General features: G+C 37.0%; 14 protein-coding genes. 7 read left to right on the top strand and 7 right to left on the bottom strand.

The annotated features are described in order from the left end of the window. Nucleotides 1-4: 4 nt before the first annotated feature. Nucleotides 5-424, bottom strand: coding sequence for a DUF2787 domain-containing protein (locus PASHI_RS07985; RefSeq protein WP_062565197.1), 420 nt, complete (start codon nt 422-424; stop codon nt 5-7). Between the two features lie 14 nt (nt 425-438). Next, entirely contained in the window at nt 439-912 is a 474-nt protein-coding gene (gene radC, locus PASHI_RS07980) for a RadC family protein (protein WP_062565196.1), read from the bottom strand. Between the two features lie 123 nt (nt 913-1,035). Here radC and PASHI_RS07975 point away from each other — a divergent pair, with 123 nt between their 5' ends. The 7 genes from PASHI_RS07975 (at nt 1,036) to dndE (ending at nt 9,336) form a co-directional block, all read left to right on the top strand. Further along, on the top strand, nt 1,036-1,224 hold the full coding sequence (locus PASHI_RS07975) for a helix-turn-helix transcriptional regulator (RefSeq protein WP_062565195.1): 189 nt from the start codon (nt 1,036-1,038) through the stop codon (nt 1,222-1,224). 70 nt (nt 1,225-1,294) lie between these two features. Next, on the top strand, nt 1,295-1,945 hold the full coding sequence (locus PASHI_RS07970) for a HEPN domain-containing protein (protein ID WP_062565194.1): 651 nt from the start codon (nt 1,295-1,297) through the stop codon (nt 1,943-1,945). A gap of 186 nt (nt 1,946-2,131) precedes the next feature. Next, entirely contained in the window at nt 2,132-4,171 is a 2,040-nt protein-coding gene (locus tag PASHI_RS07965) for a DNA phosphorothioation-associated putative methyltransferase (protein WP_062565193.1), read from the top strand. Between the two features lie 119 nt (nt 4,172-4,290). After that, complete coding sequence (gene dndB, locus PASHI_RS07960) at nt 4,291-5,376, top strand: DNA sulfur modification protein DndB (protein ID WP_062565192.1); 1,086 nt, start codon at nt 4,291-4,293, stop codon at nt 5,374-5,376. Beyond that, a complete protein-coding gene (locus tag PASHI_RS07955) occupies nt 5,373-6,998 on the top strand; it encodes a DNA phosphorothioation system sulfurtransferase DndC (protein WP_055022117.1) in 1,626 nt (541 codons plus the stop codon). The genes dndB and PASHI_RS07955 overlap by 4 nt, the downstream gene beginning before the upstream one ends. After that, nucleotides 6,995-8,986 carry a DNA sulfur modification protein DndD gene (gene dndD / locus PASHI_RS07950; RefSeq protein WP_062565191.1) on the top strand — a complete coding sequence of 664 codons (1,992 nt, stop codon included), beginning with the start codon at nt 6,995-6,997 and terminating at the stop codon, nt 8,984-8,986. The genes PASHI_RS07955 and dndD overlap by 4 nt, the downstream gene beginning before the upstream one ends. Continuing rightward, a complete protein-coding gene (gene dndE / locus PASHI_RS07945; protein WP_062565190.1) occupies nt 8,986-9,336 on the top strand; it encodes a DNA sulfur modification protein DndE in 351 nt (116 codons plus the stop codon). Before dndD ends, dndE begins: the two co-directional genes overlap by 1 nt. A 202-nt stretch (nt 9,337-9,538) precedes the next feature. On the opposite strand, the gene PASHI_RS07940 is transcribed toward dndE, so the two are convergent. Genes PASHI_RS07940 through PASHI_RS21985 form a run of 5 tightly spaced genes read right to left on the bottom strand, consistent with a single transcriptional unit; the run spans nt 9,539 to nt 17,036 of the window. Next, nucleotides 9,539-11,608 (bottom strand): DEAD/DEAH box helicase family protein, encoded by a 2,070-nt coding sequence (locus PASHI_RS07940; RefSeq protein ID WP_062565189.1) that lies wholly within the window; start codon nt 11,606-11,608, stop codon nt 9,539-9,541. Further along, nucleotides 11,608-14,391 (bottom strand): sigma factor-like helix-turn-helix DNA-binding protein, encoded by a 2,784-nt coding sequence (locus tag PASHI_RS07935; RefSeq protein WP_062565188.1) that lies wholly within the window; start codon nt 14,389-14,391, stop codon nt 11,608-11,610. Before PASHI_RS07935 ends, PASHI_RS07940 begins: the two co-directional genes overlap by 1 nt. Nucleotides 14,392-14,399: 8 nt before the next feature. After that, on the bottom strand, nt 14,400-14,840 hold the full coding sequence (locus PASHI_RS07930) for a DNA phosphorothioation-associated protein 4 (RefSeq protein WP_062565187.1): 441 nt from the start codon (nt 14,838-14,840) through the stop codon (nt 14,400-14,402). Further along, nucleotides 14,830-16,872, bottom strand: coding sequence for an AAA family ATPase (locus PASHI_RS07925; RefSeq protein WP_062565186.1), 2,043 nt, complete (start codon nt 16,870-16,872; stop codon nt 14,830-14,832). Before PASHI_RS07925 ends, PASHI_RS07930 begins: the two co-directional genes overlap by 11 nt. Then, nucleotides 16,869-17,036, bottom strand: coding sequence for a hypothetical protein (locus tag PASHI_RS21985; RefSeq protein ID WP_156426469.1), 168 nt, complete (start codon nt 17,034-17,036; stop codon nt 16,869-16,871). Before PASHI_RS21985 ends, PASHI_RS07925 begins: the two co-directional genes overlap by 4 nt. Nucleotides 17,037-17,096: the final 60 nt, after the last annotated feature.

Raw genomic sequence — 17,096 nt, 5'->3', positions numbered from 1 at the left:
CCTCCTAGTCACAAGTTATTGATACCTGATAACAGCCAGTGCGGTAATACTCAACAAAGTTCGAAATAAATAAAGCAAAAAGTTCCTTTGCTTCATGATGATTCAACCAGCCGACAAGCAAATGAAAAACTCGCTTGCTAGAAAAGCAAATATCAATTTCTTTAACCAATTCAGGGTAAACATTTCCCTGGTAAGAAAAATCAGTAATATATTCGAATTGCCAATTGTTAGTATGCTTTTCTAATCGCACTTCAACTGGATGAAAGCCCCCTGCTTCAGGCGCGTATTCAGGATCTTTAAAGTTGAGCGTTAACGACTTCGCTTTGTCACTAAAACACTCACTAAATGCAATCTCCTTACTAACTATTTCAATAAAAGTGTTTGGCACTTTTAAACCCTTTATTTGCTCTATTTTGATTGCCATTACTCGGTCTCCTTTTAAATTAAGCCATGCTCAGCAAATGAAAAACTTGTTTCACCGATTATGATGTGATCAAGAACAGAGACATCTATTAGATTTAATGCATCGCGCAGCTTGTTTGTGATTAATTTGTCTGCTTGGGACGGTGTAGCAACACCAGAAGGATGGTTATGAGACAAAATGACTGAAGCTGCATTTAACGACAAAACTTCTTTTACAACTTCTCGCGGATAAACGCTCGCCGCATTAATGGTTCCTCTAAAAAGCTCTTTAAAAGCAATAACGCGGTTTTGACTATCTAAAAACATTACCGCGAACACTTCGTATTCATGTAATGCCAACTTATGTCTCAGGTAGCTTTCGCAATCGTTCGGGCAATTTAATACACCATCACGAAACTGCTTCTGAGCAATAATGTATGCTGCTGCCTCAAGAATTTGTTCATCATCGACAGGGTGCTGAAACTCATACAAAGGTTTTTTCTCTTGCATTTTTTTGTCTCCATTGTGGTGAATGCAAGTAAATGATGTATAGCTATAAAATTTTAGTTTTAGGGCATAAAAAAATACGAGCTCCGGAAATGTTATGAACTAATAACTAACCGGAGAAAATCCATGCGTTTAATCAAATTAAAAGAAGTTTTACACATGACAGGCCTAAGCCGCGCAACGGTATACCGTTTTATGGCTGCTGGTGGATTCCCTATGAAAGTGGAGCTAGGTGGCAACTCTGTAGCTTGGGTGGAAAGTGAAGTTGAAGATTGGATAAATGAGAAAATATTCAAAAGAGACGACGAAAAATAAACACAGCCTGTAGATTTTACAGTCATTTAGCAGTAAGTTAGTCTTATTAAAAAGGATTTTAAGACTAAACATGCTTCACAAAGAACTAAAAGAAAAACAACGTAAACTACGAGATAACTTCCCTGAAGGATTAGCTCTAAGAGTACACAGAGCACTTAGCTGGTTAGATAAATCAGAACAATGTAATCAAGATTTAGACTGCCAGTTTATATTTTTATGGGTTTCTTTTAATGCAGCATATGCACAAGATACAGAGTGCTTAAGTTTCAATGAAACCCAGTCATTCAGTCATTTCTTAGAAAAACTAGATAAACTTGACTCGAATAGCAGGATTTATAACTTACTTTGGAATGAGTTTCCAAACAGTATTCGAGTTTTATTAAGTAACAAGTTTGTTTTTCAGCCGTTTTGGCAGCTCCATAATAAACAAATTACAGAGCAGGAATATGCTCAGCGTTTTAGTGATGCCAAACTAGCAGCTAACTATGCTTTGGCAAATGAAGAAACGGCAAAGTTAACCTCCATCGTATTACAGCGACTCTATACTCTAAGAAATCAATTGATACATGGGGGAGCTACTTGGAACAGCAGCGCTAATAGAGAGCAACTCAAAGATGCTGTACAGTTTTTATCGCAACTTGTCCCATTTATTATCGATATAATGATGGATAACCCTAATGAATTATGGGGCGATGCACACTACCCTTTAATTAACAAATAAGATATTTATATTCGGGAATAGATATTATCAAGATGAATCAAAAAGGTATTTGGCTTAGCAGTAAAGAAACGATGAAATACTTAAAGCTCTCAGGTTGTGAGCTTATGCATCGCCGTGAGCGAGGATTGCTTAAATTTGAAAAACGCGGACGCGCTTACTTTTATTATTGTGAAAAAATAACCCACTATGGACTTTCCTGAATACAAGCAGTTAATAAAAAGCCTAAAGCATGGTAAGTCTTTACCTACCGCTATTTATCTACATAAATCTTGTATCTCAGAGTGCTTACCTGAAGCGCTGTTAGCGTTAATAAATACAACAATAAAAACGTTAGAGGTAGATGCTGATTGGAATCTAATAAAGCTCTATAAACGTGATTTTAAATTTACCCTGCTCGAGTACCCTAGTTTTGATCAAAGCTCATACCCTGAGCTTCTTAAAAGCCATACAATAGATATTTACGAAAACACGGTAAAAACGACAGATTACAGTGGCTCTGCCAACCCACCAATATTACATCGTAAAGAAACATTCGTTTTACCAAACTACCCTCATCACAAGCTTTTTGAAGAATTAACAAAAGAAGGTGAACAAATCGGCCTTTATCAAAACACCAAAAGTATTGGCTTCAAAAAACAATGGCAAAACTTAATAAAACGCAAAGGCTACAAGTTAGATGAAAATGGCAGACTTCATCGAGTAGCTAAAATAGTTGAGCCAAAAAACCCCGAAGAACCACAACAAATACAGCGGCACCTAACAGCTATAAACAGAGATAGGCTATCAGCCCCATTCCAGAAGCTTGCAAAGTATGGCTACTTAAATGGTGATTATTCAATTCTTGATTACGGTTGCGGTTTAGGTGACGATGCGACCGAGCTTGAAGCTCATGGACTAAACATAAATGCCTGGGATCCTGTTCATCGCCCTCATGCAACTAAAACACCATGTGATATTGTTAATCTTGGCTTTGTACTTAATGTTATTGAAAATCAAACAGAGCGCCAAGACACTCTAAAGGCAGCATATCAATATACAAATAAGTTACTACTTGTTTCTGTCATGCTGGCTAACGAAGCTAAGCAAGAGCATTTTAAGCCATATAAAGATGGTGTAATTACAAGCCGTAATACGTTTCAAAAATACTTTAGCCAAGCTCAAATACGCTGCTATATAGAGCAAGTTTTAAAAGTAAAAACAACTCCATTTGGGCAAGGTATCATTGCCGTTTTTAAATCTGCAGAACTTGAAGAAGCACACCACCTTGAACTGCAATTTCAAAATTATAACTGGCAACACATTACACAACGCCCAGCCCCTAAGGTTATAAACAGAGCTGAGCAAAAGTCGTTATTCGAAAAGCATCAAGACTTATTAGCTGACTTTTGGCAATATTGCTTACATTTAGGCAGAATGCCTGCAAATGACGAATTTGAACAAAGTGCTGCGATTAGGCAAATATTTGGGAGCCATAATAAGGCGTTCCAGCTCTTGCAGAGCTATTACGACCAAGCTGAATTTGAGAAAGCAAAAGCAAAAAGGCACGATGATTTACTGGCTTATTCCGCCCTTAGTCTGTTTGGAAAGCGTAAAGCTAAAAGCCACATGCCAGCGAAGCTTACCCGCGATATAAAAATACATTTTGAAAGCTATACTCATGCACTCGAAGAAGCTAAGTCACTATTATTTTCAATTTCTGAGCCTACGAATATTGGAAATGCATGTTATAAAGCATATGAAGATATAAAACTTGGCGAACTTTACGACAACCACTCTTACATTTTACCTACCCGTTTTTTAAACCAACTTCCCGCTATTTTACGTGTTTATATTGGCTGTGCCGTACAGTTATATGGCGATATTGACGACGTAGATTTAGTAAAAATACATATGCGATCAGGCAAGGTTACCTTTTTAAAATACGATGACTTTAGTAAAAAACTACCGCTACTTATTGAGCGAGTCAAAGTAAAATTACTCGAACAAGATATCGACTACTTTATCTATGGCGATGATTACCCTAACCAACCTCTCTACAACAAAATTCGTTATTTATCAAAAGACAGCAGTGAATACAAAAGCCAGCAACGCTTTGATAAAAAACTAGCAGCCATGCTTAAAGGTGTTCTCAAAGAAGAATGGCCCAATTGGCCTATTTTACTCAAGGTGTTTGACTATTGGGCTGTTGAGTTAAAAAACAATCGTTTTATTAAGCTAAAAAAATAAAATCATACTTAACACTTCCCCTAACTGATAAATTAACTAATTAAAAAACAATCAGAGATTGAATTATTACGTAAGGTACGTAATAATATTACGTACAAGCCATTAGTAAGCCATCACCAATGAGTAATCTAGACACAAATTATTGTTACAGCTTCCCCGCTGTAAGAGGCCAGCAAGCTGGCAAGCCTTTTTACATTGCTACCTGCCCGCTTCGACTTATCCCAAAAATATTCGTTTATGATGAAGAAGAAGTCCCTGTCGAATTAAGAGCTCAACGTACTTTAAATAAAAACCGTATTCCTGAAATGGCCCGTTATTTAGTGGACTCACCAAATGACTATGTTTTTTCTGCAATTACAGCTTCAGTAGGCTCTGAAGTGGACTTTATAGGCTCTGGTGATGGTATCAACCTTGGCACTTTAAAAGTTCCTATGGATGCCCAAATCCTCATAAATGATGGACAACATAGACGAGCAGCAATTGAAGAGGCAATTAAAGAGCGACCTGAGCTTTGCCAAGATAACATTGCTGTACTTTTCTTTGTTGATGAAGGCTTGCAACGCAGTCAGCAGATGTTTGCCGATTTAAATAAGTATGCCGTTAGACCAAGTGCGTCTCTGTCGACATTGTATGACCACAGAGATCAAGCCGCAGAGCTGGCTCGTTACCTTGCACTAGAGTGTGAGCCATTTTTAGGTTTCACGGAGTTTGAGCGCTCTTCTATTGCAGCTAAAAGTAGCAAGCTTTTTACACTTAGCGGTATAAAGCAAGCTAACAAAGCTTTGTTTGGTAAAGGCTTAAAAGAAGGCTATAGCGATGAAGAGAGAAAAGTAGCTGTCTCATTTTGGCGCAATTTAAACCAATATATGCCCGAATGGCAGCAAGTGAGAGATAAACAGCTTTCAGCTGCTGAGTTTCGACAGGAGTACATTAGTGCTCATGGCATAGGGCTTCAAGCTTTAGCAATAGTAGGAAACGAACTACTAAAACTCAGTGAGCCTGAGCAAAGTAAATGTTACACTCAGCTACATAAAATTGATTGGCGAAAAGCAAACCCAGCTTGGAAAAACCGTGCAATGAACCATGGTCGACTCTCTAAAGCCGTTTCAAATATATTTTTAACAGCCATAGAAATAAAAAAACAAATTGGCTTAAAGCCCTCTGTTGAAGAGCTAGCTAAAGAAAAAGAATTGTTAAATACATGACATTATTAAATCAGTACGATCTAGACGACTATATCGAGTTTATAGAAAACGAGTCATTTGCAGGTGGAAAGCTTCATGAATTTGTAGCTAATACTCAGCGAGTGTATATGGCCGACAAACGTCCTTGGGTTATAGGCTACAGCGGTGGTAAAGATTCATCAGCTGTGATGACACTCGTTTATTTTGCGTTACTAGGATTAAAGCCCGAAGATCGCCACAAGCCTGTATTTGTTGTTGCATCAGATACCCTAGTTGAAACGCCTATGGTTGTTGATCACGTCGATAAATCTCTAAAACTTATTGAAGAAGGCGCAAGACGCGAAGGTTTACCAATCACTTCGCATAAGGTTGTGCCTAAGTCTAACAATACTTTTTGGGCAAACTTACTAGGCAAGGGTTACCCGGCACCAACGCGTAACTTCCGCTGGTGTACTGAGCGAATGAAAATTGATCCGGTAAGTACATTTATAAAAGAGCGTGTTAGTGAATATGACGAAGTAATCGTTGTACTTGGCTCTCGCTCTCAAGAAAGTGCCTCTCGTGCCCAAGTTATTAAAAAGCACAAAATTGATGGCTCTGATCTTGCTGTACACACTACATTAAATAATGCATTTATTTACACTCCAATCGATACATGGAGCGTAGATGACGTATGGAAGATATTACGTCTTTGCCATTTAAAAACGGAAGAAACACCCTACGGCACAAAAAATAAATGGCTAGATAAATATGACCTTGAATGGGAAAACCCATGGGGTGGTAAAAACCTAGTTTTATGGAATCTATATAAAGACTCATCTGGCCAAGGTGAATGCCCTCTCGTTATTGATGAAACAACACCATCGTGCGGTAACTCGCGCTTTGGATGCTGGACTTGTACTGTTGTCACCAAAGACCGCGCAATGGAGAGCTTAATTCAAAATGGTGAGCAATGGATGCTACCGCTGTTAAAGTATCGCAACATGCTTTCTCGCAGTACTTCACCAAAGCTTAAAAAGAAATATCGCAACCATATACGCCGTGATGGTCGACTTGCATTTAAAACATTAAAAGAAGATAAAGAGCGCGTACTTACCGACGATTACACAACGGGCCCTTACTTATTAAAATACCGTAAACATGCCATGCGTTTACTGCTTAATATTCAAAAGCAGTTTAATGAGCAAGGTAGAGATGTAGAGCTAATTACAGTTGATGAGCTGCACGCTGTACGTCACGAGTGGCTTAACGATCCTAACGAGCCTGATTGGGACGATTCATTACCTGCTATTGTGTTTGATATTTTAGGTATTAAGTTAGACTGGACGATTGATGACTCAAACCAATTTAGCTTTACCGAAAGCCAGTTATTACATGACATTGCACCTAAACATGGCGTGTCACCGCAAATGGTTAAAAAGTTAATTGATGTTGAAAAACAAATGAGTGGGCTTGCTCGCCGTACCGGTATATTTAATCGAATTGGTCGCTTAATTCAGCAAGACTGGGAAAGCGCAGAGACCATTATTGCCTCTAATTTAGATATCAGACAAAAACAAATGCGCCAAAGTAATGAAGTAAAAACGCTTGAAGACGAGTTAAAGCAAATAAACGCAATGTTAAAAGCTGAGGGCATAGAATGATTTTTAAAACACTCACGCTTAATAACTTTCGAGTTTTCAATGGCGAAACCAGTATCGACTTAACACCTCGCAAAGAAGGTGTTTTTGAACGCCCAATTATATTATTTGGTGGTTTAAACGGTGCAGGTAAAACATCAATTCTAACTGCAATTCGTTTAGCATTACTTGGTAAACGCGCACTTGGTGCGGTGATCACTAAAAAAGACTATCTTGCTTATTTAAATGAACAGACAAATAACACAGCTTTAAAAAGTGATGAAAGCGCACAAGCACGAGTTTCATTAAGCTTTACACACACTCATCAGGGTGAACACAAGCTTTATGAGGTCACACGTCAGTGGCAAGCAGAACAAGATGAAACATTAACGCTTACAATTAATGGAGTGCTAGACACTTCTCTTAATAGCGAACAGGTGCAAGCTTTTTTACATGAATTAGTGCCGCCGGGTATTGGGGATTTATTCTTTTTTGATGGTGAAAAAATTGCAGAGCTTGCCGAAGACGACACAGGCTCTTACTTAAAAGAAGCAGTACAAAAACTGCTTGGTATCGACATAATTAATCGCCTTGATTCTGACTTAGATATTTACCTTAAAGGTTTAGGTGCAGAAGCAGCAGACAAAGAAACCATTAAAAAGATTAATGCAGCCGAAGCCGAAAAAAAGGCGATATCAGTACAAGTTAATGAAGCCCAACAAAATGCAGACCATATCGGAGTTAAGCTTACTGAGCTTAAAACCCAAATAGCCTCTAAAGAGCAGAGCATACAAGCACGGGGCGGCGCTTGGGCAAAAACCAAAGATCAAGAAGAAGCCAAAGTATATGAACTCATTGAACTTGAAAAAGAACTTACAGCTAAAATTCGCCAAGAATTAAGTGGCTCATTACCAATGGCTTTAGCACCAACGGCAATGCAAAGCTTAATTGAGCAGCTAACAAAAGATCAAAAAATCAAACAAGCAAAAGCGTTTGGCAATGAGCTGACCCAAGCTTTACCTGACTTAGGAGCTAAATTAGCAACGCAATTTAGCACTCAAAGTAACGATATTATGGCAACGGTAAACAGCTATTTTGGCCAATTAGTTGCTCAAAGTAGTATGGAATCGCCTGAGCTTGATATTTCTGACTCTGAGTTTGCGCTTATTCAAGCACAGGTTACTGATGCTCAAAAGTCACAGGTATTACTAAAAGAGCTAACACAAGCCCTTGAAGCTGTTCAAAATAAGCTAAGTACCTTATCAATAAATATTGAACGTGCACCAGATGCAGAAGAGCTTAAAGACCTATACGAATCGTTACGAGCCCTTGAAAAACAGCGCGATGCAATTAGCAAAGAGTACATTAGCGAATTACTTAAAGCGAAAGACCTCAAAGCGAAAGAGCTTGAGCTGGCAAAACGTTTAGAAAAGTTCTACGCGAAGCTAAAAAACAAACACTCATCAGACAAAGCTGTAGAGCGAGTAGAACAAAGCCAAAACGTACTCCACGAATTTAAAGAGGCACTCACTTCACAGCGTGTTAGCCAGCTTGAAGAGCTGTTTGTAAAGGCATATCGCAAACTTGCTCGTAAAGAAGATTTAAAGCTATCAGCTAAAATTGACCCTAACAGTTTTGATGTAAACCTTGTTGATGCCGAAGGCTCAGTGATTAACCGCAAATCAATGTCTGCTGGTGAAAAGCAGATTTTTGCTTTTGCTATTTTGGAGGCACTTGGTAAGCTTTCTGGCAAAGTACTACCTGTCGTGGTAGACACGCCTCTTGGCCGATTAGACTCTAAGCACCGCGACAAGCTAATTAAACACTACTTCCCTGAAGCCAGCGAGCAAGTAATTTTACTATCAACAGACACCGAGGTAGATGAAAGCTTCTACCAAGCTATTGAGCACAAAGTATCTCACGCGTTCGAAATTGAATTTAATCAGCAAACAAGTAGCTCAACTCTTCGTGAGGGTTACTTTTGGGCTGAGCTTACACAGGAGGCCATATAATGCTCCCACAAACAATGTGGCTAAATAAAGCCGTTGAAGAGCAATTACAAACACTAAAAGGCAAAACAGGCGTTACACCAAACGTTGCTGCCCGTATTGCTTTTTTTCGCTCTGTTGAAAAGGGCTTTGTATTTGATAAAGACACTGATTATAAGCTTTCTGGTAGCCTCAAGCTCGATAAATTTACGTGGTTAGGTAAAACCCAAATAGTCACTGAACTATTGCTAAAACAGCGCTACCCTGAGTATTCTGATAAAGAGTTACAAACAGCTTGGGCAGCGCATGTTGAGGATGGAGTATCTGCGATTAGAAATCAAAGTGAGCTTAGAACATTAATTAACGCTCTCTAGAATAGATTAGTCATAACAAAAAAATTAACCACCTCACAGGTGAGGATGTGACTTTTAAGTTGTACTATATTGTATTGGCTCAGATTTTGTCTGGCAGTTACCCGTTTCGAGCTGTCACTACCAGTTTAATTTGGGCTAGGTGTTGCGAGTCGTTCTTCGCATGTTGCATACAACTCCCTTTATGACTTGTAGCCGCACTGATTTAAATATCAAATTTCTTCCTAATGCTGGAAAAAAGCTCTAAGGTATCCCCATAATTCATAGCTAGCTGAGCAAACTCTTCGATTCTAGCTAACTCTCTTCTAAATAAATTCTTAAATATTTTTAAATCTTCCGGTGAGAAGCCATCCATATCAAAATTTGGAGGAACTGCAATATAGTCATGTATATAAGCGAACTCTTTATTTGGAGATTTTCTTAATACCCTGCCTCTTCTTTGAATATATTCTCTAGGATTTGTTGAAGAAGCTAATATATAGGCATGTTGGGTTGATGGAACATCTACACCTTCATCTAAGCATTTAATCGCAACGATGACGTCGGTTTCCCCTTTATCAAAGTTGTCTAATAAGACACTTCTCTCGTCTAAGTCCGTTTCTGCTGTAAACTTATTACATGAAACACCATAGGTTGTACCTAATTCCTTAACGACGTATTCAACAGCTCTTAGATCTCCCTCCCTAGTATCACCTACATAGATTAGTGTGTGCTTTTTTAAACCAACGTCTCGTACTTGCTGAAAAAATTTTTTGTATTTATTTTCCATTGAGTTGATTAATCTAGCTCGTTTTAAAAGAAGAGTTTTAGCTAATTCTGAAACTTTCACCTCTCCATTTTTTCCGAAATTAATCAACCTTGAAATTTGACGTGAAAGTTCTTTGTAGTCTTCCCATTCTTCATCTGTAAATTCGATGAGCGTTGGGTAATAAAAGTATTTCGTTAAACATTTATTATTTATTGCGTCCTCAAGAGTAAAGTTTATAACCTCATCTCCGAAATATTTATATAGTTCATCTGTGCCTTCTTCGTCATTATGTCTATGGGGAGTTGCGGATAATCCAAGCCTATAATGGCTAGTACTTGGCAGCCTTTTTAAACCTTCAGATGAACCTAAGTTATGCATCTCATCTGCAACCAATAAGGACGGCATTTTGCTGAAATACGTATCAAACCGCTTAAAAGAATTAGAGGTAAAGGTGGCATTAGTGCATATAGCTAAGGTGACACCAAAATGCTGAATAATTGAAGAAGTTAAACTTTGTACAAGTTGCCCTTCCCACTTTGTAACTCCACCAAAACATCTAATTGGGCTAAATCCAAATTCTTCTGCTTCTGTACACCATTGCTTTGCGAGGTGGGTATAAGGAACAACGATTAAAACGAATAAAGTGCTATTCTTACTGTTTGTGTGTGCTGCAAGTTTCGTCACGGCAGAGAGAGCGGTCACCGTTTTCCCCGCTCCTGTAGCCATACAAAATATACCTCTTCCATTCGCCTTAAACCATCTATTTACAGCGTCTGTTTGATAGCTTCTCAGCTCCCCATTATCATCTAGAAAATGCTTGGGAATTGAATACTTCATCTTTAAGCGGTAGGGCCTAGAGTTCAACTGAGTAAATTCTATATAAGGTGCTAACGACGTATCCGAAGGCGTATATACTTTTAGGTTGCTATCTTTTCCCTCCCACATTTCGTCAAAGTCAACTTCTATATCTTTGAGCCTGGCTTCAGATTCTTCACTAGAATAAGAGGTAAAGATATCAATTCGTTCCCAATTTCCTTTTGAAGATCCTGTTAAGTTGTATGATCCTGAAAAGGCAATTTTATTACCATTTTCATCTTCAAAAACCCCCATTTTGGCGTGCATGATACCGTCTAGATTATTGCATGGTATTGCTATTTTAAAATTTAGAATTCCATCAGCAATTAACCAACTAATAGCAGCTAAAGTATCATCTTTTAAAGACAAATATAGCTCTTGAAAACTTTGCTTAAAAACTCGTTCTCTATATAAGTCACTATTACTTCCTGAGATTAGGGCTTCATAGTCAGATTTAGAAAGTTGAGGAGATATAAGCCAGTATGCTTTACCTCCATTCGAAGCTAAGTTGGCGATACCTTCTGCCACATCCTTTATCCACTTCGATGAAAAGTAACCTACAGCAACCTTATAAGATAAAGAGTTGCTTAAAAGAGGCTCAAAAAGCGAATCATTAGGGTTTTCTTTAGTCGTTTTAATTGAATAAGGCAGTTTTAGTTTTTTGAAACTCATTAAAACCCTAACTCCTTAATTATTGTTGAAGAGTTTAATCCTTCGCCTTCCTGATCGCCTTTTAGCGTCAATTCTCTATGGATTTCTCTAATGCGGCTTTGAATTTCTGATAGATTTGTAATTGCGTTGAAAGATGGAGTCCAAGAGCTTAAATCAATAGGACTAGCTATTTTCAAAAAATCATCGGAAACTTCAATGTTAACTGAATTCTTTCTTATGTAGTCTAATAGAGTTTCGTACTCTAACTTTTTGTTGAACTTTTCTATTTTATCCAATATAAAATGAATTGTTCTATTCTTTTTCTGTAAATAAAACAAGCTAATATATTCAGCACAAGCTAAGTCTAAGATACTTATATGCTCACCAATTAAGCCGTATAAACCACGTTCTAATCTTACAATATGATTACTTCGCGCAAGTTCTGCAACTATAGTTTGGTCGTGATAATCTCCTATTTGATTCGCTTCAATTTGCAGGTCTTTTACAGACAAAGGCCCACACTTCAACAAAGAATTAGTTAAAATTTCTCCGAATGCGATCAAATCACTTTCTGAAAAGTTGCTGCTTAGGCCAATTTTCAGTCCGTATCGATGGCAATAAAACCTCTTATCGTCTTGTAATATGCCATATATGGCATATCGGGACACTTTATCTATAGCAAGATTGCTAGATAGTATCTTATGCAAGTCGGCCGCTGAAATATATTTCTTTTCAAGGTTTGAGCTGAGATGACTAAAAGATAAATCACGAATCCTTTTAACGACATCACCTTTAAAAGGTAAAATATCGTATGTTCCATACGTCCCACGATCCATTATCAAAAACTGCTCTGAATCCATAATAATATTAGCTACTGTCCGCATATCTCTGGGATCACGAACTTCATCACTATACTTAGAATAGACCTCTTCCATTTTCATCGGATATCCGTGAAAGTTAACAACGCTAGCACAAATATCTTCTATAGGTTTTTCTATAGATAACGTTTGCTTATTAGATTTAAAAAAAGTAATTGCTTCTTCGCTTAAAAAAGGCGCTAAACTTTTTATTTCATTATCAGTTGTGTGAGTTAATGATAGAACTTCGCAAATACTTTTAAACCAAGTTGAATTTTCTATTTTGCTTTCGTAATACTCAAAGAAGTTCTCTAAAACGAAGAAATTATTACGACGTGTGCTAACTGCACTTAAGGCACTTTGATAGCCATCCTTTATTTTTAAAAGGTTTCTAACCCAGCTAGGAAATGATTCAAATAGGTCTTCAACTTGATCTTTATGAATGATTCCAGATTTTATTGCTAATGTTTCCTTTAAATATTCACTTTGCTTGGACAAAAACATTTCAAGTAAAAGCCAGCAATACGCTGTTTTTGATAAGAGTAATTTGCTTGTTGTGGCTTTTTCAATTTGCCTAATTCTCTCTCTGGTTACCCCGTAAATCTCACCTAACTCCTCAAGAGTCAATTTTTCTGTGGCTAGTAATCGTCCTACAATACAACCAACTCCTCTTTCATTATTAAAAACTGCCTCTGGCATGAGCTTTTTCAACGCTTGATAGTCTGAAATATCGCAGTTATGGATTGTGTCTAGTTGAGCTAGATATATGGCCTCGATCAGTTTATATGTTGAATCTTGTATGCATACACCATTTAACAGGTCTGACAATTCCAATTTGATTTCTTCAACAGAGTTTAGCTTGTATATCTCTTCTAAAGCTTCTTTAAAGGTATTAACAGTGATCTCTTTAGAATCTATATTTATAAATTTTGAATCACTCAAAATTAGGTCTTTAAGAACTAAATATTGGCAATAAGCCAAATTCGGAGCACTATTAAAGGCGTTAGAAATTATTTCTTCTATAAGTTTAGATAAACGAAGATCCGAGGGGTAAAGTCTAAAAAGAGAGGCTAAAAATCGATCATCCTTTACAGGCTTTAGGTTTAATAAGTCCTGGGTAAAGCAACCTGAAATAAAAGATGAGCCATTATTTTCAATGCCTGAAGTAATGTGCTCGTCTATTAAATTTCTTATTTCTTCTTCCGACTTTCTTCCGCAATGAGCAAACTTGTATTTGAAACTACCGCTTAGATCTGACTTAAATAACGTGTTATGGGCTTCTACGGCATTTTTAATGATATTTGACGTTCTTACCGAGCAAGTAGCTTTTTTTTGTTCTATGAGGTTTAGTAATTTGGGTATCAAATCCATGTCATCATCAAGGTCATCGTATGTTTGATGATTTCCAATAAGATCCTGTTTTAAAGCATATTCTGAAATCAATGTCCTGATTTCTTTTTCTGACTTTTCACCACAGTTAGCAAACTTTGTTCTAATGCTTTGGGTAAGCTCGTCACTATAAAGCGTAGTTTGATTGGTAAATGCTATTTTAATGATGTTTGCCGTTCTGACAGAACATGACACTAAGTTAGAGTCTAATAGTGCTTTGAGTTTAGGAATAAGATCTTCCCTTATTGATTCAGGATTATGGCTCTGAACGCTGGTATTTTGTTTTTGATTATTATCAGTAGCTGATTCTTGAGGAGTGCATACATCATCCACATTTAATTCCAGAAGACAAAACTCAATTGCATCCGTAGGATTATTTTTCTCAAAATTCTGGAATTCCTCTTCCGTTACAAAGTAGCCTTCATTTTTACGGAATGTAAAAGGAAACAGTGAGAGTGCTTCTTGAAAAGGAGTATTGTAAACAATACGTCCTTTTACTTCGTTACCTCTTCTATCTACATGAATAATTGCTGGAGAAAATTTAAATGTTTTTCTCATACTTCCGCCTACAGTGTTAAAGAGGATATATCATAGATAACGCTGCTATCAGCTTCTTCATCAGCTAGTAGCTCGACGAAAGAGTCTAGAATGCTCTTTCCTCTACCTAAAACTTCTTCACTAATAATTTTTAACCCTGCTGCCGCATACTCTTCAAAGATTAGGACTTTTCTATCGTGATTGTCATCTGACAAAAAATGTACTTCGCACTCATCTGGCTCTGTTATAGCAATACTGTTCATTACCGCTATATCAAATTCACCATTAAACACATGAATTGGAATCGGCTCTGACGATTTAGAAAACTGCTCTCTTATTTGTCCTCTAGATTTAGCTAAACATGCTGCGAAAACTAAAATATCTTTGTACGAGGAAAATACCTTTTCTTCATCTTTAAGTAGCTTAAGTAACGAGTCATATTTTTCTGGCTTTCTTACTCTATCGGTCATAGTATCCCTCGTTAATTTCAGTCCTTTCAAAGGTGTCGCTTCTTTTTAAAAACTCTGTTTCTTCTCCCTCTAGTTTAGGAGAGTAATAAATTAGACTGTTGTGTAAATTTACAGCCCCTGAAAACTCATTTTCCACAGATCCTTTCCATTGTGAAGAAGATACAAATACGATTATTTGCTCAGCTAACTCCGGTACGTACTTAGCTATAAGCGCTCTGTAATCATCATCTAAAGAACCGAAGGGAGAGTCCATTACGATAGGAAAAATTCCACCTTGGGCCAGGCCATTAGACTTTGCTTCATTTTCTTTAGCCAAGCTAACAATACACGATATAAAAGCCAAACTAGTTATTTGGCTCTCGCCAGTAGACTTTTCAGTTACAACTTGTTTACCTCTGCCAGAAATATCTTTAAATATTTGCAATGCATAGTTGTCGTCAATTTCGGCCCAATAGTTTTTTCTGATTATGCTTTGAAATACTTTATTAACACGTTCAGACAGTTTAGTTTTTATGCTATCGGATAATGAATCTAAGAGTTTACCTAATACTATTGAACTTTCTTCTGCTATGTCGAACCTCTTTTTAACTACAGACTTAACTTGTTCACTATCAGCTAATTTTTTTCTCGATTTTTCAGCTTCTTTTAGCTCCTCATCAAGCTTCTTAATTTCACTCTTAACTTCACCAATAGACTCAATAGTTTTATCTTTTTGTAGATCTAGTTCTTTTCTTCGCTCTTCCAGATCCGCTGCTTGTTCAATAACCCCGACATCATTCGAAATAGTATCCAATTCACCTATTAATTTATGTCTTTCAGTATCTAAGTTTTTCCTTTTTACTTGCAGTGTTTTAATAGCATCAAATAGAGACTTTCTTTGCGGCTCTATGTGTTGCAGACTTCCTGAAAGCTCTATAAATGCATCCTCCATAGACTTTGAAGAAGCTTTTGATTTATATCGTCTAAGCATTGATGATGCTTCAGTTCCTTCTGAAATATCAGCTCCGCAAATGCAATATCCATCTTCTAGTAAGTCATCAATAAATTGCTCTCTTATCCTGTAAGGCAATTCACCTTTTTCTCTCTTCTCGTCTAGAACATCTTTTACAGACTGTGCAGTCTTATCAAAAAAACCTAAAAAGCCTTTCTTTGATATTTCGAGGCTAAGAGACGCTTTGTTGTCTTCAAGTTCTTTTCTTATTGTTGTAATTCTTTCTTCTATTTCATCTCGTCTTTTTTGCAGTTGGGCAGATTCTTTAATTTCTTCTAGGCGGTTTCCTATTTCCTTTATTGATTTTTGTAACTGCAAATGTGTTTTTTCCAAGTTTTCCAGCTCAATATTTTTGCTGCTCAGCTTTGCAATTAGGTTCTCTTCTAATTCCATTGCCTTAGCCAAGTCAGATTCACTTGCATGAGATTTCATTTCTTTTCTAAAAGAATTAATTACATATTCATCAAGATGCTTTTTGCCTCTCTCAATTATTTGAAGCCCCATAATTGATTTTATCGCATGTTTAATATCTCCTGACGAAGATGAGCTAGCCAATTTTTCTATCCTTTCACCATTGAAGAAAAAGTAACTGTGAAGTGATTTAGGTAAAATCTGATTTATATGCGTTTCAGGATTATTAGATGCTTTCTTTTCGCCAGAATCTTTATCAATCCACTCCAAAGTAAAAAATGAACTACCTAACTTTTCAATGTTGTCATCTTCATACTTTTTATGCAGTTGCTTTCGTTTAGCAGTATAAAGAGTGTCCTCATGAATAAATTTAACAAAAACCTCACACGGCACTTCGTCACCAGGACTAGCTTCTGCTATTGACTGCTCATTAAGTAAATTTTCTGTCCCTGAGTCAAAATCTACTTCCCCATAGAAGCACCACTTAAAAGCATTTAGAATTGAAGTTTTACCAGCACCATTTTCACCATGAATTACAGTAATGTTCTTTTGAGGGTCTATAGAGAAATGCAATGAATTTACATTATTAAATTGCCTATAATTATTAAGCGTAAGTGTTTTCAGTTTCATTTGGCCTTACCTTCTATACACTTTTGAATTTTTGAAGCAATCCGCCTTTCTTTTTCTTCTATAGCGTTTTGATAATGTCGGTAGCCTTTTTCTATTTTAATGATTTCCATTATTACTTCCCTAACCTCAGGAGAAGCAGAATCAAGAATTTCTTCAGGTGACATATAACCCTTCCTTATTAAATATTGTTACACTAACTTGTAAAGTCTATTCGGCCCATGGGT

It is taken from the genome of Pseudoalteromonas shioyasakiensis (assembly GCF_001550135.1).
Taxonomy (GTDB): domain Bacteria; phylum Pseudomonadota; class Gammaproteobacteria; order Enterobacterales; family Alteromonadaceae; genus Pseudoalteromonas; species Pseudoalteromonas shioyasakiensis.
Note: the sequence above shows the minus strand (reverse complement) of the source record. Positions and strands in the feature narration are given on the sequence as shown.